This window comes from Gilvimarinus agarilyticus, from assembly GCF_000832015.1.
Taxonomy (GTDB): Bacteria; Pseudomonadota; Gammaproteobacteria; order Pseudomonadales; family Cellvibrionaceae; genus Gilvimarinus; species Gilvimarinus agarilyticus.
In genome coordinates, this window is sequence record NZ_JXCJ01000001.1 from 873,321 (window position 1) to 893,557 (window position 20,237).

General features: G+C 52.5%; 14 protein-coding genes. 10 read left to right on the plus strand and 4 right to left on the minus strand.

Annotated features, from left to right (window positions below):
* The first annotated feature begins 10 nt into the window (after nucleotides 1-10).
* The gene (locus tag SD69_RS03890) at nucleotides 11-1,156 is read left to right on the plus strand and encodes a PilT/PilU family type 4a pilus ATPase (protein ID WP_041522166.1); all 1,146 of its coding nucleotides are present in this window, start codon (nucleotides 11-13) and stop codon (nucleotides 1,154-1,156) included.
* A 53-nt stretch (nucleotides 1,157-1,209) separates the two neighbouring features.
* On the opposite strand, the gene ruvX is transcribed toward SD69_RS03890, so the two are convergent.
* From ruvX to gshB, 4 genes are all read right to left on the minus strand, one after another.
* Nucleotides 1,210-1,647 (minus strand): Holliday junction resolvase RuvX, encoded by a 438-nt coding sequence (gene ruvX / locus SD69_RS03895; protein WP_041522167.1) that lies wholly within the window; start codon nucleotides 1,645-1,647, stop codon nucleotides 1,210-1,212.
* A complete protein-coding gene (locus tag SD69_RS03900; RefSeq protein ID WP_052480868.1) occupies nucleotides 1,640-2,236 on the minus strand; it encodes a YqgE/AlgH family protein in 597 nt (198 codons plus the stop codon). The genes ruvX and SD69_RS03900 overlap by 8 nt, the downstream gene beginning before the upstream one ends.
* A gap of 82 nt (nucleotides 2,237-2,318) precedes the next feature.
* Nucleotides 2,319-3,224 (minus strand): energy transducer TonB, encoded by a 906-nt coding sequence (locus SD69_RS03905; RefSeq protein ID WP_041522168.1) that lies wholly within the window; start codon nucleotides 3,222-3,224, stop codon nucleotides 2,319-2,321.
* 2 nt (nucleotides 3,225-3,226) lie between these two features.
* Nucleotides 3,227-4,189 (minus strand): glutathione synthase, encoded by a 963-nt coding sequence (gene gshB / locus SD69_RS03910; RefSeq protein WP_041522169.1) that lies wholly within the window; start codon nucleotides 4,187-4,189, stop codon nucleotides 3,227-3,229.
* A gap of 317 nt (nucleotides 4,190-4,506) precedes the next feature.
* Here gshB and pilG point away from each other — a divergent pair, with 317 nt between their 5' ends.
* The 9 genes from pilG to SD69_RS03955 all read left to right on the plus strand — a co-directional run bounded on the left by pilG (nucleotide 4,507) and on the right by SD69_RS03955 (nucleotide 20,233).
* Complete coding sequence (gene pilG, locus SD69_RS03915) at nucleotides 4,507-4,902, plus strand: twitching motility response regulator PilG (RefSeq protein ID WP_041522170.1); 396 nt, start codon at nucleotides 4,507-4,509, stop codon at nucleotides 4,900-4,902.
* A 57-nt stretch (nucleotides 4,903-4,959) separates the two neighbouring features.
* Complete coding sequence (pilH, locus tag SD69_RS03920; RefSeq protein ID WP_041522171.1) at nucleotides 4,960-5,322, plus strand: twitching motility response regulator PilH; 363 nt, start codon at nucleotides 4,960-4,962, stop codon at nucleotides 5,320-5,322.
* An 81-nt stretch (nucleotides 5,323-5,403) separates the two neighbouring features.
* A complete protein-coding gene (locus tag SD69_RS03925; RefSeq protein WP_041522172.1) occupies nucleotides 5,404-5,949 on the plus strand; it encodes a chemotaxis protein CheW in 546 nt (181 codons plus the stop codon).
* Between the two features lie 186 nt (nucleotides 5,950-6,135).
* A complete protein-coding gene (locus SD69_RS03930) occupies nucleotides 6,136-8,367 on the plus strand; it encodes a methyl-accepting chemotaxis protein (RefSeq protein ID WP_041522173.1) in 2,232 nt (743 codons plus the stop codon).
* Nucleotides 8,368-8,403: 36 nt separating this feature from the next.
* On the plus strand, nucleotides 8,404-9,267 hold the full coding sequence (locus SD69_RS03935; protein WP_041522174.1) for a CheR family methyltransferase: 864 nt from the start codon (nucleotides 8,404-8,406) through the stop codon (nucleotides 9,265-9,267).
* A 12-nt stretch (nucleotides 9,268-9,279) separates the two neighbouring features.
* Nucleotides 9,280-15,798 carry a hybrid sensor histidine kinase/response regulator gene (locus SD69_RS03940; RefSeq protein ID WP_041522175.1) on the plus strand — a complete coding sequence of 2,173 codons (6,519 nt, stop codon included), beginning with the start codon at nucleotides 9,280-9,282 and terminating at the stop codon, nucleotides 15,796-15,798.
* Between the two features lie 4 nt (nucleotides 15,799-15,802).
* The gene (locus SD69_RS03945) at nucleotides 15,803-16,786 is read left to right on the plus strand and encodes a chemotaxis protein CheB (RefSeq protein ID WP_052480869.1); all 984 of its coding nucleotides are present in this window, start codon (nucleotides 15,803-15,805) and stop codon (nucleotides 16,784-16,786) included.
* Nucleotides 16,783-17,268: a chemotaxis protein CheW gene (locus tag SD69_RS03950; protein WP_041522176.1), complete on the plus strand. Its 486-nt coding sequence runs from the start codon at nucleotides 16,783-16,785 to the stop codon at nucleotides 17,266-17,268. Before SD69_RS03945 ends, SD69_RS03950 begins: the two co-directional genes overlap by 4 nt.
* Nucleotides 17,269-17,620: 352 nt before the next feature.
* Entirely contained in the window at nucleotides 17,621-20,233 is a 2,613-nt protein-coding gene (locus SD69_RS03955) for a TonB-dependent receptor (RefSeq protein WP_041522177.1), read from the plus strand.
* The last annotated feature ends 4 nt before the right edge of the window (nucleotides 20,234-20,237 follow it).

The window sequence follows — 20,237 nt, forward strand, 5'->3', positions numbered from 1 at the left end:
TGGTTACACTATGGATTTTGATCGATTACTGCAGCTGATGGTGGATAAGGGGGCGTCGGATTTATTTGTAACCGCCGGTGTTCCGCCCTCCATTAAATTAAACGGTAAAGTTGTTCCGGCCACGGCAACAGCGTTAACACCCGAGAAGGTTCGAGAGTTGGTGTTGTCGGTCATGAACGAGAAACAGCGCCGCGAGTTTCTGGATGCAAAAGAGCTTAACTTTGCTATCAGTGCGCGCGGCATCGGGCGGTTTCGGGCGAGTGCGTTTTACCAGCGCAATTTGGCTGGCATGGTGCTGCGGCGTATTGAAACCACCATCCCCAGAGTTGATGATCTGAACCTGCCGGAGGTTATAAAAGAGCTGGCGATGACTAAGCGCGGCTTGGTTATTTTTGTTGGTGCGACCGGTACGGGTAAGTCGACCTCGCTGGCCGCGATGATTGGCCACCGCAACAGAAACTCAAAGGGTCATATCATTTCTATTGAGGATCCGATTGAATTTATTCACCAGCACGAGGGGTGCATTATTACCCAGCGTGAAGTGGGTATTGATACGGATTCGTTTGAAGTGGCTCTGAAAAATACCCTGCGTCAGGCGCCCGATGTGATTTTGATTGGCGAGGTGCGCTCACGTGAAACCATGGAGCACGCGATCGCTTTCGCCGAGACCGGTCATTTGTGTCTGTGTACTCTGCACGCCAACAACGCTAACCAGGCCCTGGATCGAATTATTCACTTCTTCCCGGCGGATCGCCACCGTCAGTTGTGGATGGATTTGTCGCTAAACCTGCGGGGTATTGTCGCGCAGCAGTTGATTCCCACACCGGATGGTCAGGGGCGGCGCGCTTGTCTGGAGGTTCTGCTGAATACACCGCTGGCCTCGGATCTGATCCGTAAGGGTGAGGTGAACGAGCTTAAAGAGTTAATGAAAAAGTCCACCGAACTGGGTATGCAAACGTTTGATCAGGCGCTCTACGCGCTCTATGACAATGGTGAGATCACCTACGAAGATGCTTTGTCCCACGCCGACTCACCCAACGATTTGCGTTTGATGATCAAGCTGGGCTCAGAGACTGATGCGGCTTATTTGTCGAATGCCGCCGACGGCTTGTCGATCGAGGAAGAAGATACCGGCCGTGGCGGGCGGATGTTTTAATTAAGGCTGAATGACTGGGGGCTGACGCAGCTTCGATGCGAGCGCGTCCGCCCTTAGGTGTTAGCGGCCAGCCAGTCTTGCAGAATAATCCGCGCCGCTATGGCATCCACCGGATCACTTTTGTAGTGGCGTGAGCCGCCGCTGGCCAAATGCTCGCCTTTGGCCTCAAAGCTGCTAAGCCGCTCATCGACCATTTCAATCTGTACCCCAAAGCGGCCGTGTATACGGTTGGCAAATTTTCTTGCTCGAGGGCAGAGCTCGCTGTCGCTGCCATCCATGTTGAGCGGAAGACCCACTAATACTACATCTGGCTGCCACTCATTTAATAATTGACCAATCTCGTCCCAATTAGGTATGCCGTCTCGAGCTTTTAATTGGGTAAGCGCGCGGGCGCTACCCGTTACCGTCTGGCCTACCGCTACCCCAATATTCTTGGTGCCATAGTCAAAGCACAATAATGTGTTTACGCGTTTTGCGTCTGGTTCAGGCATGGCCGGCGGTGTTAGAAATTAGGTTGAGGTCTACCCCTAAGTGGCGCGCCGCTGCGCTCCAGCGCTGTTCGACTGGGGTGTGAAACAAAATTTGCTGGTCGGCCGGAACGGTAAGCCAAGCGTTATCGGCAATTTCTTGCTCCAGTTGGCCGCTCTCCCAGCCGGCGTAACCCAGGGTCACCAAAAAGTGCTCGGGGCCTTCGCCCTGTGCCATAGATTTTAAAATATCACTGGAGGCGGTCAGGCAGATGTGTGGGTCAATTTCGACCGTAGATTGCCACTGCCGCTCAGCGACGCTGTGCAGCACAAAGCCGCGCTCAGTGCTGACTGGCCCGCCGGTCAGTACCTGCGATTGCGCCGAAGGGTCGCCCTCGGCGAGTTCCAGCTGCTGGTAGATATCGCTCAAGGTGAGTGACATTGGTTGATTGATGACCAGCCCCATAGCGCCATCGGCGCCGTGCTCGCAGATGTAGGTGACGCTGTGGGCAAATCTCGGGTCGCTCATGCCGGGCATGGCGATTAAAAATTGATTGCGCAGTGAGCCGAGCTCAAAGGCGGCGAGGTCAGGATTGTGTGTGGGTATCGTCATGCTTCAAGTATTGGGGGCACCGGGGTGAAACTCAAGCACTGTTTGCCCCCGATTTGGCGAATTTAATGGCTGTGAATAAAGCCTAGCGTGGCTGGGTGCGGGTCGAAAGGCCGTCAATTTCAAACGACCAGGTGCGGATAATAACCAGTTGGTCAGTATCTTTACGGATTTCAGGGGGGAACGGGGCGAACGGTGCCGCCAGCCGGACAATTTGCAGCGCGGCTTCGTCCAGCAGCGTAACGCCTGATGATTCGAGTAGCGAAAGATCGCGAATGGTGCCGTTGGGGTTTACCGTTACCGAGAGTCGTAAATCGCCGGTAAGCCGTTGGCGCAGCGCTTGCTGCGGGTAGTTGTCGTTACCCACTTGCTCGATCTTGGCGCTCCAATTGTGCAGGTATTCGGCGCCGGCCGAGCTGCGTGTCGCCACTGAGGTGAGCCGCCGGATGCGCGGGCGCTTGGCGTACTCTTGGCGCTGGCGGTCGAGCTTAGCTTGTAGGCTGGCGATCTCGGCGGTAATGGCAGGCTGCTCTTCCGGTAGGCCCTGGCGCTCGATGTCATTTTGTTGGTTTTCTTCATCGGGGCGGCGCAGTTGTTGCCGCTCGGTTTCGGCGCTGGTGGTAATCACCTGAGTTTGTTGCTGGTTGCTGGGGGTGGCGGCCTCCGGCATTGGGGCGGGGTTAACCTCCCGCACGTCGGGTGCGGCAAAGTCGGCGCGACGCTCGGTGGTTAGTTCGCGGCTCTGCTCTTCGGTGCCGCTCGCCTCTTGGTTGTGCTGCGCCAGAAACTTGGCATCCTCCGGTGCTTTATCGGATTTGTGGGTGGCCAGCGTGATCTCAAGCGTGGGCGCCAGCTGGTCCGGTGCGGGCAGCTTAAACGTCAGGCCGAAAATAATCAGTGCATGGGCGATGATCGCGATAAAAATCGTGAAGCTTAAACGGTCGGTGGATTTGACCGAGGTGTCGACTCCGACGGCTACATTGGATGCCATAGTTAGTGCTGTGCCCGCTGTTTGATCTCGGCCTCCAGTGCCACTATTAAGCGTTCTCCAATGCGGGTGTCGTAGGCCTTGTCGATTTCGCGCACACAGGTGGGGCTGGTGACGTTGATCTCGGTGAGGTAATCGCCGATAACATCGAGGCCGACAAAATACAGGCCGCGGGCTTTAAGTTGCTCGGCGACTTGCTCGACAATCCAGTAGTCCCGCTCGGTTAACGGTTGGGCAACGCCGCGGCCGCCGGCGGCTAAATTGCCGCGGGTTTCGCCTTCGGCGGGAATGCGCGCTAAAGCGTAAGGTACCGGTTCGCCGCCGACCACTAGAATACGTTTATCGCCATTGCTGATTTCGGGGATAAACTTCTGCGCCATGGTGAGATGTTTGCCGTGGCCTGTGAGCGTTTCGAGAATCACCCCGACGTTGGGGTCGCCTTGTTTGCAGCGAAATATGCTGCTTCCGCCCATGCCGTCCAGAGGTTTAAAGATGACGTCGCCGTGCTCTTTGTGAAAGTTTTTTAGCTGATCCATATGAGCGCTGACAATCATCGGTGGGCAGCACTGAGGAAAGTGCGTGGCAAACATCTTTTCGTTGCAGTCGCGCAGTGAGCGCGGGTTGTTGGCAACCAGTGCGCCCTGACGCTCGGCGGCTTCCAGAATATAGGTGCTATAGATGTAGTCGGTATCAAACGGCGGGTCTTTGCGCATCAAAATGATATCGAGCGAGCCCAGTGCTATATCCTCCGGTGGCGCAAGCTCGTACCATTGTTTGGCGTCATCAAATACGGTGAGTGCCCGGCTGCGGGCGCGGGCGGTTTCGCGCTCAAGGTAAAGATCCTGCGGCTCCATATAGACGAGCTTCCAGCCGCGCTCTTGCGCCGCTAGCAGTAATGCCAGTGTCGTATCTTTGTAGTAAGTAATTTGGGCAATAGGGTCCATTACGACGCCAAGGGTCTGACTCATAGTCTCGGGCTCAATCTAGGGCAAATCTGGGGTTGTTGGCGGTACGCGCCGCGCCGTTAAGTTAACGGCTTGCTGGTGTGGGCGCAAGTGCCTGTTCCTCATAATTGTAAGGAATATTAAACATTCAGAAAGTATAATTTTTGTATATATTCAGTGATTTATAGATAAACCTTAAAAACTATGTTAAAAAACTTGTCAGATAAATAAATCCGTAGAGTGGTTGCGGACAGATCGAATGCGTACTATTGTGCCAGCAATAGTGTGAACTCTGTCGCAAAATAGAGCCCTCTACAATAACAGCGCAAAGGTCAGCACCTATGGACGTGAGTTTGGAAAGTCTAAAAGTCATGGTGATCGACGATAGTAAAACGATTCGTCGCACCGCTGAGACATTACTTAAAAAAGCCGGTTGTACCGTAATCACTGCCACCGATGGCTTTGATGCGCTTGCCAAAATAGCCGATTCACGGCCCGATATTATCTTTGTCGATATTATGATGCCGCGTCTTGACGGCTATCAAACCTGTGCGCTCATCAAAAACAATACTGAGTTTAAAGCGACGCCTGTCATTATGTTGTCCAGTAAGGATGGCTTGTTTGATAAGGCCAAGGGCCGCATCGTCGGCTCAGATCAGTATTTAACTAAGCCGTTCAGCAAAAGTGAACTGCTGGGTGCCATTGAAGAACACGTAAAACAAGCGCAGGCGTCGTAAGCCGCGCACCAATAACAATTTAATTACCTATAAGCTAACCGCACAATTGGGGATCCTATGGCCAGAGTACTTATAATCGACGACTCGCCCACTGAAACTTACAAGCTGACCACCATGCTGGAGAAAAATGGCCACGCTGTGTTGACCGCACCCAATGGTGAAGAGGGCGTGGCGCTGGCTAAAAAAGAGCTGCCAGACGTGGTATTGATGGATATCGTTATGCCCGGGCTAAATGGTTTTCAGGCGACACGTCAACTGACCAAGGCGCCCGAGACGGCGACTATTCCCGTGATTATTGTGACCACCAAGGATCAGCAAACCGATCGTGTTTGGGGTATGCGTCAAGGCGCGCGAGCTTACTTGGCTAAGCCAATTACCGCCGAAGTCTTGATGGACTCGATTAATGAGGTTATGGCCTGATCAATTGGGTTGTCAGTACTCACAGGCTTGATCGTGTGAGTACTGGAGTCGGACACAATATATAAAACACGGACTCGGATCATGTCAGATCAATCTAGTGCATTTTCTGCTCTGGTTAACTTGGCCAGTAGCTGCCGGGCGGCCGCCAAAGGCTTGCCCGCCCAGATAGATGCTCGCCCGCAGTGGAGTGGTATCGGCTTTACCTTGCTGGGTAGCCACTTTGTGGCGCCGATGGACGAAGTGTCCGAAATGCTTGAAGTCCCCCATTTTACTCACCTTCCTGGTGTGCAGCCGTGGGTTCGCGGTGTGGCTAATGTTCGCGGCCGGTTGCTGCCGCTGTTCGATCTCGCTGCCTTTTGTGGGGGGCGGCTGGTGGGAGGGCGTAAGCGCCGTCGGGTGCTGGTTCTCGAAACAGAGACTTTGTACACGGGGCTAATCGTCGACCAGGTGTTTGGTATGCAGCATTTTCCCGCTGATGAGTTTCAGCCCAATAACTCAGATTTGGTGGAAGGGTTACAGCCTTATGCGCAAGGAAGTTATCGCGATGAGCGAGATACGTGGAATGTATTTCGGTTGTCGGCGCTTGCGCAAGACCAACGTTTTACGGATGCCGCAAAAGACATTTAGCACGTTGGTTTAGATTGGCCCGTACTCGGGCAACGTTAAAGTGGCCTAGCGCCGCAAGATAAAAATGATTGTCATAGTTTTGTGTAATACCAGAAGAGGAATTCTGGGGGGAAGGCTCCTTGAGCCAGTCCGGGTTTCTCAGCTAACAATGAACAACAATGATGCAGAGTCGGTCAGGAGTATGTAATGAAAACTGAGTCCAGAACTATTGCTGCGACGCTTAAAGGCAATCCCGCGATTGTCCTTGTGGGTGTCCTGCTGGTGGCGCTTATTATTGCCATGGCGGTGATCTTTACCATTGTCAATCGCGACAGTGATCGAGACGCCTTCTACGAGCAACAGGCGGCAGAACTGCGGGCTCAGGCCTACCGGCTGACCTCTTTAGCCCGTGACGCCACCTCGGGTAATGAAGACGCCTTTGGGGAGCTCGAAACGGTGGTAAACACCATGAGTGAGACCTGGGAAAGTCTGCGCTCAGCAGACCCCCGTACCCGAGAAGTGCTGAGTGCCGAGTTTGGCGCTTTTGGTTTAGTGTGGAACGACATTAAAACCAACGCTCAGTCCATTCTTGATAACCAAGAGGCCATCGTATTTATTAATCGTGTTGGTAACGACCTGAACAACAACCTGCCAACCCTGCAGGCGCAGCACAGCAATATTGTGGAGATCCTGCTGGAGGCTGGTGCACCGGCTGAGCAGGTGTCCCAAGCACAGATGCAGTCATGGCGCGCCGAACGGATCGGGCGAAACGTGGATAAGATGCTCCGGGGTGATACTGATGCGGATAAAGCCGCCGATCAGTTTAACTTAGATGCCAACCTCTATGGCCGGATGCTGGCGGCGATGCTGGAGGGCGACGAAATGCTGGGTATCTCGCGCGTATCCGACCCTGACGCCCGTGCCAGTCTGGAAGAAATCTCGCAGCTCTTTGAAGGCGTTGGTAACTCAATTCGCGATATCTTCGAAGGCGCCCCGGCGCTGTTCTCCGCACGTCAGGCTGAAGAAGCCATTATTACTCAAACGCCAGCGTTGCTGCAGGCACTGAGTGATATCGCTGACAAAATTTCGGTACAGGCCACAGAGCGTCCGCTTAATAATACCTTGCTGCTGATTATCGCCGGCTTGATTCTCGCCTGCTTGGCGTTTATCGGTATTCTGTTGTATCGCGGTACGCGTCGCCGTTTGGCGGTAACCGCCGAGGCGAACGAGCGTAACCAAACGGCTATTTTGCGACTGCTGGATGAGCTGGCCGACCTGGCTGATGGTGACCTGACCACCACCGCCACGGTAACCGAGGATTTCACCGGTGCGATTGCTGACTCTATTAACTACACCATTGACCAGCTGCGGATTCTGGTAGCGCGAATCAACGAAACGGCCGTGAACGTATCGGCTGCTGCGCAAGAAACCCAGCAAACGGCACTGCACTTGGCCGAGGCATCTGAGCACCAGGCACAAGAGATTGCCGGTGCGTCGGCGGCGGTAAACGAGATGGCGGTGACCATTGATCAGGTATCTGCCAACGCCTCTGAATCGGCCGCGGTAGCCGAGCGCGCGGTATCGATCGCGAGCAACGGCGCCAAAGTGGTACAGAACACCATCCACGGTATGGATACGATTCGTGAGCAGATTCAAGACACTTCGAAGCGTATTAAACGGCTGGGTGAGTCGTCACAGGAAATTGGTGACATCGTATCTTTGATTAACGACATTGCTGACCAAACGAACATCCTCGCACTTAACGCCGCTATTCAGGCCTCGATGGCCGGTGATGCGGGTCGAGGCTTTGCGGTGGTAGCGGATGAGGTACAGCGTCTTGCGGAACGTTCTGCGGCGGCAACAAAGCAGATTGAGGCGCTGGTTAAAACCATTCAGAACGATACCAACGAGGCGGTTATCTCGATGGAACAAACCACCTCTGAGGTGGTTCGTGGTGCACGTCTGGCGCAGGACGCCGGTGTGGCACTGGAGGAGATTGAGGGCGTATCAACCTCGCTGGCAGAATTGATTCAGAACATTTCGAACGCGGCTCGTCAGCAGGCATCGTCTGCTGGTCACATTTCTAACACGATGAACGTGATTCAGGAAATTACCACTCAAACCTCGGCCGGTACCAGTGCGACGGCACAGTCGATTGGTAACCTCGCCGCCATGGCAATGGATCTTCGTGAGTCGGTGGCTGGTTTCAAACTGCCGGAAGAGGATACTGGTGAAATCGTGAGCTACGAGCAAAGCAGCGATTTTGCCACCTTTGAAACGGAAGCGGCTGACGTTGACACACAAGCGCCCAGTGAGCTGAGTGATTACGACGAAGTCGTTGATTTGGGAGAGGCCGACGTTGTTGATTTAAACGATGAGGTTGAACTCGATATTGATATTGACGCGGATGACGATGAGCCCAATCGTCATCACGTGTAAGTCGTTTCTTTAGTTAGCGTTGGTAGATAGCTAATTATGGGGTGGTCGTTACGGACAATTGCCGATCTCAGCGATAGTGAGTTCGAGCAATGGAGTAAGCTGTTGGAGGAGCGCGCGGGCATTCAGTTAACGCTGGTGCAAAAATCGTTGCTCCAATCGCAACTCTCTATCCGTATGCGCGAGTTGGGTTATGAGCGCTACAGCGATTACTACTCGCTGGTGACCGACGGCCTACAGGGTCGGCTGGAGTGGTCCATTCTTATCGACCGGGTGGCCGTAAAAGAGACTAGTTTTTTTCGCCATCGGCAATCGTTTGAATACGTGCGCCATTATTTGCAAGACAAAATAAATAATCGCCAGCTTAACGACAGTTTTGATGTCTGGAGCGTAGGTTGCTCTACCGGTGAAGAGCCCTATTCACTGGCCATGGTCATTAACGATTGCTTTGAGTTGGCACAGCTCGAACCCTATTACGGTGTTACCGCGCTGGATATTAGCTCAACCGCACTCGCGAAAGCGCGATTGGGGCGTTATTTGCCTCGTGCTATCGAGCAGATGACTGCTGAAGAGGCGCGACGCTACAGCACGTTGTGCAATGACGGTAGCTACGAGATTGCGCGTAAATTACGGGACAGAATCTGTTTTACCCACGGTAATATTTTGCAGGTAAGCGAGATCCCCAAGGTGCCCATGGATGTGGTGTTTTGCCAGAATCTATTGGTGTATTTTCGCCGCTGGTTGCGTCGGGATATTCTCAACAGCCTGGCGAGCCGTTTAAAGCCCGGTGGTTTGCTGGTGGTGGGGCTCGGTGAAGTAGTGGATTGGGAGCACCCTGAGATGACTCGGGTAGCGGACGATAAAATCCAGGCTTACATACGGGTCGAGCAAAAACAACAATGAGGAAGGCGCTAGATGGCTGACAATCGCAACTTTGCGGCTCTCGACTGGGTTATTCATGAAATAGCCGAGACCTTGAAGCAAGCGCGACAATCGCTCGAGTCTTATGTACAGGATACAAATGACAAAGCGCGTTTGCGCTTTTGTTTGACTCATATTCACCAGGTGCGCGGTAGCTTGCAAATGGTGGAGTTCCATGGCGCCGCAATGCTCGCCGAAGAAATGGAGCAGCTGACTCAGGCGTTGATTGGTGGCAACGTGGCCAATACAGGAGAAGGGCAAGAGGTGCTAATGCGCGCTATCTTGCAGTTTCCTGTTTACCTCAATCAAGTAAAAGTAAGTCGTAACGACAATCCGCTAGTGGTTCTGCCATTGCTGAATGATCTGCGCACGGTGCGCGGTGAAAGCCTGTTGTCAGATACCAACTTGTTTATGCCCGACATGTCGCCCTCGCGTGTGGTTAGTGGTGAGCGTATGCCGTTGGCGGCTGACAACGAGCAGTTTATTGCTACCGCCAAAAAGCTACGGCAAATGTACCAGTACGCCGCTGCGGGTTTTATCAAGTCGGTAAACCCCGATGAAAACCTCGCCTATCTGAGTAAAGTGTTTTCGCGGCTTTACCGGCTTACATCGGGCACTGCGCGTCAACCCTTGTGGTTAATCGCTCAGGCGTTGGCAGAAGCGCTGGAAATGGACGCCATTGAGTCAAGCGTGTCCATCAAAAATTTATTGCGCAAGCTTGATCGTGAGATCAAGTTKCTCGTGCAGCACGGCACTAAGGCATTAGACAGCTTTAGCGACGAAGAACTCATTAAAAGCCTGCTTTACTATGTGGCGCGCTCGGGCAAGCACACCCCTAGCTTTGCCGCCGGTTCCAAATTAAAGCAAGTGTATGAGTTGTATCAACTCGATCGTGCACTGCTGGAGGGTAAAGAGCAGGGCGATAGCCAAGACGTTCTCTCTACTCCCGACCCCGATGCTATGCGCTCGGTGGTTACGGCGCTTAAAGTCGAACTCGATGGAGTTAAGAGGGCACTGGATGAGTGTTTGTCGAACCCAGAGAACGATCAGCCGTTAGGTGATGCCGTAGGCATTCTTAAGCGTGTTGGCGATACGATGGCCGTGTTGGGTATTGGCGATTTGCGTCGCGCTGTTATTGAGCAAAGCGCCGCGCTCGAGTTGGCGGTCACCACTTCTTCTGGGTTGTCTCACGATCAGTTAGTGGGTGTCGCCAATCGCATTATAGATATTGAAGGCGAACTGGATGTATTGGCATCTAATGCCGGCAAAAGCGTCGGTAAGCAAGCCAAAGATCAGGCAGGTATGACCCTGTCGGATGCTAAAGCCTCGGTAATGCGTGAATCGCGCAACGGCCTTGAGCATGCTAAAGACTCCATCGTTGAGTATATTGCCTCGCAATGGAATCGCGATCATCTAAACAATGTTCCGCAAATGTTGCGCGATATTCGCGGTAGCTTAGAGATGGTTCCGTTGCCGCGTCCGGCGCGAATTTTGGGCGCTTGTGCCCGCTATATTGAAGAGCAATTACAACAGCAAGAGCAAACCCCTGAGTGGTCGACGCTAGACACTCTCGCCGATGCGATTACCAGTGTCGAGTACTACCTCGAGCGAATCGGTGGTGAAAGCAGCGAAGAAGAAAACGAATTACTACTGATGGTTGCCGAAGAAAGTGTTGAGCAACTGGGATATGCGGTTACGCAGTACTCGGGCCGAGCGAATACCGATACGAATGACGCGGTTGATAAGCCGATAGTTGAACCAAGTGCCTCTGATGATGTATCAGAGAGTGAAGCGCTGCGTCATTCCGACGACGATGCCGATTCGGCTTTGCTTCAAAGCGCTTACGCACAAGTGTTGGATTCCCCGGGTGAGGATCACGAGGAGATTGACCTCGAGCCGATCGATGCGGTGGCTGCCGAGACTGAGCTATCGTCTGAGTCAGAGATCGAGGCCGAGGCCGAGCCTGTCAATGAGCTGACTGACGAGACGGTTGATGCGGAACCGGTCTCGGCCGAAGAAGCGATTGACGACTTAACCATCGATGACGATGAAGAGGTTGTTGACGATGAGATTTTAGAAATCTTTATCGAAGAGGCCGGCGAAGTGAGCGAGGCCATTGCTGAGTACTTCCCCCAGTGGGCACAAAATTTTGATGATGCTAGTGCTCTGACGGAATTTCGTCGCGCCTTTCACACCTTAAAAGGCAGTGGGCGTATGGTGGGCGCCAATGATATTGGAGAGCTCGCCTGGTCGGTTGAAAATATGCTGAATCGCGTGATCGACGGCACCATTGTGCCTAGTCGGTCGCACGTTATTTTTATCGAGAATGTCCGGCAGACATTACCGCCAATGATTGCCGCTTTTGAGGCGCGTGAGGCCACCCCTAATCTGGATGTGGTGAACCAGTTGCGGGCTCAGGGCGAGGCTATGGCCCGGGGCGAAACCCCCGATGACCTGCAACCTCTCGACGGGGGCGAAGAGTTAACCGAAGGTTCAGCTGAGCCGTCAGTAAAAGAGGACGCGACGGCAGAAGAAAAATCCGTTGATTATAATGACCAAACGGTAGCTGATGAGCTTGACGATAGCTTGTCCGATGGCGATGACGGCCAGTTATGGCAAATATTTGGCGTAGAAGCGCTGGCGCATCTGGCCATTGTAGAGAGTTATATTGATCGTATGGAACAAGCTCGACCACTGTTCGAGCCGCCCAGTGACGATATGCAACGTGCGTTACACACCTTAAAAGGTAGTGCGCATATGGCGGATGTCACACCGATCGCCGAGCTGGCAACGCCACTGGAAAAGTTTGTCAAAGAGCTGCGCAGTTATCAGGTTAATATTAACGATGACATTTTGCAGTTGCTGCGCGATGGTGTGAGTTATACCCGTGCAGCGCTGGAGGATATCGATCGCAAGCGTGAATTAATGATTCCGCGGTTGGATCAATATTTGGCGCGCGTGCATGAATTGCGCGAGCTCTATGTTGCACCTCTGGCTCAATTGCAGCAGGTGGACGCCGCCGGTAAGCACCCGGTCGACCCAGAGTTATTGGCAATTTTTATGGCCGAGGAGATGAATCTACTGCTCGACGCCGATCAGCTGATTCATGCCTGGCAACAAAACCCGCAGAACATAGAACAATTACAGCCCATTGTTGACGAGTTAAAGAACTTAACCCGTGGTGCGGCGCACGCTAATTTACCGCCAATGGCCAGCTTGGGTGATAAGCTGCACCAGGTGTATCAACGTATTTTGGCCGCCGAGCTTAACTGTGACTCGCAGCTGTGCGACGAGTTGATTCGGGTGCACACCGCGCTGTTGGATATGGTGGATGCCATCGCCGCCGGCCAGAACCTACAGCCGATACCCCCCGATGTTGATGCCGTTTTGGCAGAGCTACTTGACGGTGCAGTGCCCAACAATAGCCTGTTGGCCGAAGCCGAAGCCGAAGCCGAAGCCGAAGCCGAAGCCGAAGCCGAAGCCGAAGCCGAAGCCGAAGCCGAAGCCGAAGCCGAAGCCTTCGAGTTCTACACTGACCCCACGCCTTTTGTTGAAGATGCGGTGCTGGTCAATGAAGCGGAAGAGGTGGATAGCACAGGCCGATATCTGGATGAGTCCGTAGGCGACGTTGAGCATATTGCGCTGGCTCCGTCAGCTGATGGCTCTGTTGATAACGTTGATGACGCTCTAAGTGACGCGAATGGCTCCGCAAACGATACCGAAGAGCTCTATTTAGGTGTGGATGTTGAGGCAACGCCAGAGTTGAGTGAAACCGCGGAGCAGTTGCCTGACGCTAACGGCGAACCAGGTGCCGAGGCGATAACGCCGACCGACGATGAGGGCGAACACCTTGACGCTGTTGCAGCTACACTGTCGTCAGATGCGGAGCTTGAAGCAGAGAGCGAGTCTGATTCTGTACCCGTAGATAGTTTGCAGCCCCCCGTAGTGGACGAGGAGGCTCAAGAGCCGGAACTGAAAGAGCCGCTTCAAGACGCCCCCAGCGCGCCGGTGGCCACCGACTATGCGGCCGAGATTGAAATTGAAGATGAGCTCGACCAGGAGATTCTGGAGATTTTCCTCGAAGAGGCAAACGAGCTGGATGAAGACATCGAGCGCTCGATGCACGACTGGCAGGACGACTGGGGCAACGCCGAGTGCATTGAAGAGTTAAAACGTAGTTTGCACACACTTAAAGGTGGTGCCCGGCTTGCTGGTTTGAATGAACTGGGCGATCTTACTCACGATTTTGAGACTCTGGTCATCGAGTTGAATATCGACGACATGGACCAGGCGACTTTTAACCGACTGGTGCACTTTCAAGATCAAATCCATCACTGCATACAAGTGGTTCAGGCAAAAGTTCACGGTACCGAGGTACCGGATAAACCTGTAACGGCTGGTGCACATATTGAAGAAGCTGCTGCGCCTGATAGTGATGAGAGGCAATCCGTTGTCGAGCGGGATTCCGACGAAGTGACCTCCACTGATAACGCTGCTGAGGCGGAGCGAGTAAACACGGAATCGGTGCAATCGCTTGAGCCGGCCAAGGTATTACCGTTTGCGCCTAAAGCCAAGCCCCCTGCCAAACCGACAACCGGAGGCTCAACCCCTGGTGGTGGGGCCGTTACTGCGCCGGGTTCACAAGCTCAGCATTTGGCGGCTAAGCGCAGCGGTCCGCAAGAGGTCGTTAAGGTATCGGCCGAGCTTTTGGAAGAGCTGGTAAACCTTGCCGGTGAGACATCGATTGCCCGCGCCCGTATTGAAGAGCAGGTGGGTGATACCGGTGTGGCGCTGGACGAAATGGACGCGACTATTGAACGTTTGCAAGAGCAGTTGCGTCGCCTGGATATTGAAACTGAAGCGCAAATTCTGTTTCGCCAAGAGCAGATGGCAGCGCACGATGAGTTTGATCCGCTGGAGATGGATCGTTACTCAGCATTGCAGCAGCTTTCTCGCTCGTTAGTCGAGTCGGCGTCAGATTTGCTGGATTTGCGCATGACACTCGCGGATAAAAACCGCGACACCGAAACCCTGTTATTACAACAGTCACGAATTAACACCGACCTGCAAGAGGGTTTGATGCGTTCGCGCATGGTGCCGTTTGCGCGTTTGGTGCCACGCTTACGACGTATCGTGCGGCAAGCTGCTAACGAGCTTGGTAAAGAAGTCAGCTTTGAGTTAGATAACGTCGAAGGTGAATTGGATCGCTCGGTACTGGAACGCATGATTGCTCCGCTTGAGCACATGCTGCGCAACGCCGTGGACCATGGTATAGAGTCTGCCGATGCCCGACGCGAAAGTGGCAAAAGCGACGTGGGTGTGATCTCGCTCAACTTATCCCGTGAGGGTGGCGAGGTCGTGCTACGGCTGGTGGATGACGGCCGCGGTATTAACCTGGAAAAAGTAAGAGCCAAAGCGGTAGAGCGTGGATTGATGGCTGAAGGCGCTCAGCTGTCCGATCAAGATGTTATGCAGTTTATTTTGCATGCGGGGTTTAGTACCGCCGAGCAAGTGACGCAAATCTCTGGTCGCGGTGTTGGGATGGACGTGGTGCACTCCGAGATCAAACAGCTCGGCGGCTCGATGTTTATCAACTCTGAGTGGGGGCGTGGTACCGAGTTTACCGTTCGGCTGCCATTTACGGTATCAGTAAACCGCGCCCTAATGGTTCAAATTGGTGACGACCACTATGCGATACCACTGAATACGATTGAAGGTATTGTGCGGGTAAGCCCGTTTGAGCTGGAGCATTATTATCAGGACGAGCAAGCTCGCTTTGAGTACGCTGGAGAAAATTACCTTGTACGTTATCTGGGGTCTTTGCTCGATAGCGATTCGCTGCCAAAACTAGATGGTCAGGCATTGCCTTTGCCGATTGTATTAGTGCGTAGCGCCGATAATACGATGGCACTACAGGTCGATAAGCTGCTGGGTAGCCGTGAAATTGTGGTAAAAACCCTCGGGGCGCAATTTAGTAAGGTACGAGGGGTTTCGGGCGCTACCGTAATGGGGGATGGCTCGGTCGTGGTGATTTTGGATCTGCACGCGCTAATTCGCGAGCAGTTGGCGCAAGGCTTGGCAGAGTCAACCTTGTTGGAGCCATTTTCTCGAACAGAGCCCCTCGATAAAGAAGACGATGAAAAAACCGTTATGGTGGTGGATGACTCGGTCACGGTGCGCAAGGTAACCGGACGCTTCCTGGAGCGCGAAGGTTATCGTGTAATAACGGCAAAAGATGGTGCCGAGGCGATTTTACTACTACAGGATACCGTGCCCGATGTTATGTTGCTCGACATCGAAATGCCCCGTATGGATGGGTTTGAGGTGGCAAAAAATATTCGCACCAGCTCGCGCTTGAAGCATTTGCCGATCATTATGATTACTTCCCGTACGGGCGAAAAACACCGTGAGCGAGCCCTTAACTTAGGGGTTAATCGCTACATGGGTAAGCCGTACCAAGAGGAGATTTTGCTCGGTAATATCCAACAGCTAATAGAAGAGCAGGACGCATAACCGCGTGAAACCCCTTGGGCTGGGACTGTTAGTCGATAGCAAAGATAAGCTGCGACAACTAAGTGCGCTGGTGGCGCAAACGGGGCAACAGGTCGATTACAGTTTAGCCCTGTCGCAACCTGAGCAGTCAGCAATACCCGATTTGGCGTTAGATGACTTGGAGCGTATTGCCGAGCTGGATGCCTGGTTGGTGGACGTGACTCACGTCGAAAATGGGCACCGTGCTGCCGACGAAGTATTAAGTGTATTGCTGGCGACTGCCGAGGTGCCGGTGCTGCTCTGCGACAGCAGCGAAATTGGCGATGATGCAGTTGCACGCATGCGCTGGTCTACTCGCTTATGCGCCAGGTTGCAGCGCTTGATAGGCGAAGTAAACCTCGCCCGCTGTAAACCGGCGCCAAACGTTTGGGTGTTAGCGGCCTCTACTGGCGGCCCGCAACCCGTACGTGAGTTTTTACAGGCGTTACCCGTCGGCTTAAACGCGGGTTTTTTGTACGCTCAGCATATAGATCGCGAATATTGTGGTTCGCTGATCACCATGTTAGGGCATAGCGGGGCTTATCGCGGCGTCATGCCAGAGCAAGGTGCCGTCATTGAACCGGATACCGTGACGATTATTAACCCGAGTCAGCGCGTCGAGTTGCTCGAGAACAGTACGCTTGTGGTTTACGACGAACCTTGGGGCGGGCAATATCAGCCGTCTATTGATCAACTGTTGGCCAATGCGGCAAGCGTAAAAAAAAATCAGTGCGGCGTTATTGTTTTTTCCGGAATGGGGAGCGATGGCGCCGCCAGTTGTCGCTTTGTGAAGCAGCATAAGGGTCAGGTTTGGGTGCAGGAACCAGGCAGCTGTGTGGTCGACTCAATGCCTTTGGCTGCTCTGGCGACAAAGAGTGTTGATTATATTGGTACGCCGGCGCAATTGGCCGCTAAATTTGTTGATTACATACATCAAACTAATGGGATAAAAGGGGCGGTTAGCTCATGACAGCGGAACATCAAATAGAATCCGATCAGTATCAAGAGGTGGCAAGTTTGTTGGTGCCTCTGAGTGAGTCTTTGCTGCTGCTGCCTAACGTTACTGTTGCCGAAATCGTACCAGTAAGCGAAATCCAGTCTGTCGACAATGCTCCTGATTGGTTGCTAGGTGACGTTAGCTGGCGTGAGTTAGACGTTCCGATTATCTCTCTTGAGGTTATGAACGGCCAGAGTCGCCCAAACTTTAGTAGCCGTTGCCGGATCGCAGTGCTTAATACTACCGGTATTAGTGATTCGTTAAGCTTTATTGCTATTTTAACTCAAGGCCTTCCTCGCCTGGCTCGTGTAACAGCTAGCGAAATTACCCATCTGGATGACGAGATCCCTGCCGAGTATGATGAACTTGTTGTAAGCTGGGCTGGTGAGCGAGCAGTGATTCCCGCCCTGTCCAAGATCGAGCAAGTCTACTTAGAGTTCTCCACTCAGCGTTAGCAATTACGTGAGGTCGATGGTGCTGGTGGCGCCATTGGCCTTTTGACGCTTTCCTTTTGTAATTAAAATCTCCCGATCGACTTGCTTACCTTGCGGCTGCGAACAACAATCTGAGCTTTAGATAACCGAGCGTCGTTTTAGATTTTCCCGGAGCAACCGCGGCTATTAGTAATACGATAACTTCATAGATCCTTCATTGAAAAAACCTTTATTTGTAATGAACGTTGGGGCGACTAATGGAGAAGTGTAAATTAACGTTGGTTTAGCGTTGCTTATAAATTTCTGTAATAAATCTTGAATATTCACCCTGCATGATTCACGCGTCTTTATAACCTGTCGTGTGGAGAAGTTCATGTCCTGTCAAAAATTACTACCTGTTGTGTTGGGCTTTTGTAGCTCTTTTGCGCTAGCTCAGACTGAGCAAGTTGGTGACAATGTGTATGAAGAGATTACGGTCACCGGAACTCAGCTGGCTCGCCAGCGGGCATTGGATTCTAAGCGTGATTCGCTGCGCATTATTGACGCGCTAGGGGTTGATGAGTTGGGTCAGCTACCCGACAAAAATGTGGGCGAAAGTCTGAATCGTGTGCCCGGTGTGTCCATGTTGGTGGAGAAAGGTGAAGGGCGGTTTGTGCAGATTCGCGGCATTCAGCCAAGCTTAAATAATGTCACCTTAAACGGTGTGTCTATGGGTTCGCCAGAGGCTGATGGCGGTGGTCGTGCTACACCTATGGATGTGGTGTCGGGTAGCTTGCTGGGCGCCGTGCAAGTTATTAAAACACCGACGCCAGATATGGATGCTCAGGGCATTGGCGGTACAGTGAATGTGGATGTGAAAAAGCCGTTTGACCGAGAGGATGACTTTTATGGTTACGCAACTGCGCGCTACGGCTATGAAGAAATTCGTCCGGAAGAAAGTGCCTATGGCGGTCACGACCCCTACGCGCTGGATGCATTGGTCTCTGGTAAAAACGATGCAAAAACTATGGGTTGGTTGTTAGGAGCCTCTTATTCGTCACGCGAGTATATTGCTCAGGGTATTTATCAAGATGATTGGCGTGAGGTTAGCGACGGCGTTAATCTGCCGGAAGAAGTTAAAAATAACTACTATGTTATTGGTCGAGAGCGCTTAAATTTGTCAGCTGTTATGGAGGTTGAGCCATCCGATACCAGCCGGTATTTTGTTCGTGCGTTTTATTCCGATTGGGATGAGTTTCAGCATCGCAATCGTTACCAGCAGTCATTAAGTGAAGGCTTGGTTGCCGATGCCCCCTATAGCGGTCGCTCGGCTGAGAACGCAGTATCCGCCAATATCCGTTTGGAGACCGCAGAGAAACAACTTCTGTCCTTTGCCGCAGGTGGTGAAAATACCTTTGGTGATTGGCAAACGGACTACCTGGTACAGTATAACGACAATGAACTAGCCGAGCCCTATAGCTCCTGGGAGTTTACCAGCGCCGAACAGTTTGGTCCCAATCGGTGGGATGTAAGTGCTGATGGTGTGGTGTTTATCACCCCAGATACAGGTACCGCTGATCGTGTCGATCCGAGGTATCAGGTGTTTGATCGTGTGCAATATCAAGAGCGCTCAATGCAAGAGCAGGCTGGCATTGGTGAATTGAATCTACAGTTTAATACCGATGAGGGCGGTTTTTATAAAACTGGTGTCAAAATGACCCAGACCTCGCGGGATAATGACTATGATCGCTCGCGCTATGCGCCGGGCGAGACAGAGCTAACGTTGGCCTCAGAGCCTGCATTTAATAACGGTGGCTTTGTAAATGACGTAGAAGCCGGTGATGTTCCCAATATATGGATGAACGTCGATGCCATGGATCAATTCTTTTCTGATTCCGCTAATGGCGAGTATTTTGAGCTGAATGACTCGAATACTTTTGCCAGTAACTATGGCAGTGATTATGAAGTAGATGAATCCATTTATGCCGCCTACGGCATGGGGATGTGGCAGTGGGATTGGTTTAATGTGATCGGGGGTGTTCGCGTCGAGGCGACGGATATCGAGTCGGCGGGTTACGTCATGCTTGCTGACGGTACCGCAGAACGGGTCGAGGACGGCGGCGATTACATAAATTGGTTGCCGTCGCTTCAGACAAATATCAATCTAACGGATTCTCTTATTTTACGAGGTGCAATTACGCGGGGACTGGGTCGTCCGGATTACGACACCATTGCGCCGCGATCTGAATACGAAGTCGATGCTCGGGAGGGGTTCTTAAATATAGGGAACCCCGACCTGGAAGCGCGCGAATCATGGAACTACGATGTATCGCTCGAGTGGTATGTTAATGATCTAACGCTGCTGTCGGCCGCTGTGTTCTTTAAAGATATCGAAAATGAGTTGGTGTCGCGCACGACTGAGTATGATGGTCAGCAAGACATAACCGCTGCCTTAAATGATCTGGGGTTGGCCGGTGTAATTGATCCGACAGAGATAGACGACTTGACGGTATCGACTACTGAAAACGGCGATAGCTCGGAGCTTATGGGGTTGGAATTGACGGCGCAAACACAGTTTGCGTTTTTACCGTCACCGTTTGATGGCTTAGGTGGCTCGGCGTCCATGAGCTACATCGACGCCGATGTTGAAGTGGAGCGCAACGGAGAAACCGTCGATCTTCCGTTGCCGGGCCAAGCCGAGAGTACCTACAATTTATCGCTTTTTTATCAAACAGAAAAGCTCGATCTTGCGCTGAGCTATGCTTACAACGATAGCTTTCTGACCGATATTGGCGGTAGCCCGGAAGAGGATATTTATCAGGGTGAGTTTGGTCGTTGGGACTTTAAAGCATCTTGGGCTATGCAGGAAAACCTCAAGTTATTTTTTGAGGCGGTTAATCTCAATAATGAGCCCACCACCGAGTTTCAAGGTGGCTTCGAGCGACAAAATACAGAGTATGAATACGTTGGCCGAACTCTATATGTTGGCGTCTCACTTGGGTTTTAAACAT

Excerpts from the sequence above, each read along its gene's own strand:
- SD69_RS03890 (WP_041522166.1), top strand. The coding sequence starts at position 11 with ATGGATTTTGATCGATTACTGCAGCTGATGGTGGATAAGGGGGCGTCG.
- ruvX (WP_041522167.1), bottom strand. The coding sequence starts at position 1,647 with ATGCCTGAACCAGACGCAAAACGCGTAAACACATTATTGTGCTTTGAC.
- SD69_RS03900 (WP_052480868.1), bottom strand. The coding sequence starts at position 2,236 with ATGACGATACCCACACACAATCCTGACCTCGCCGCCTTTGAGCTCGGC.
- SD69_RS03905 (WP_041522168.1), bottom strand. The coding sequence starts at position 3,224 with ATGGCATCCAATGTAGCCGTCGGAGTCGACACCTCGGTCAAATCCACC.
- gshB (WP_041522169.1), bottom strand. The coding sequence starts at position 4,189 with ATGAGTCAGACCCTTGGCGTCGTAATGGACCCTATTGCCCAAATTACT.
- pilG (WP_041522170.1), top strand. The coding sequence starts at position 4,507 with ATGGACGTGAGTTTGGAAAGTCTAAAAGTCATGGTGATCGACGATAGT.
- pilH (WP_041522171.1), top strand. The coding sequence starts at position 4,960 with ATGGCCAGAGTACTTATAATCGACGACTCGCCCACTGAAACTTACAAG.
- SD69_RS03925 (WP_041522172.1), top strand. The coding sequence starts at position 5,404 with ATGTCAGATCAATCTAGTGCATTTTCTGCTCTGGTTAACTTGGCCAGT.
- SD69_RS03930 (WP_041522173.1), top strand. The coding sequence starts at position 6,136 with ATGAAAACTGAGTCCAGAACTATTGCTGCGACGCTTAAAGGCAATCCC.
- SD69_RS03935 (WP_041522174.1), top strand. The coding sequence starts at position 8,404 with ATGGGGTGGTCGTTACGGACAATTGCCGATCTCAGCGATAGTGAGTTC.
- SD69_RS03950 (WP_041522176.1), top strand. The coding sequence starts at position 16,783 with ATGACAGCGGAACATCAAATAGAATCCGATCAGTATCAAGAGGTGGCA.
- SD69_RS03955 (WP_041522177.1), top strand. The coding sequence starts at position 17,621 with ATGTCCTGTCAAAAATTACTACCTGTTGTGTTGGGCTTTTGTAGCTCT.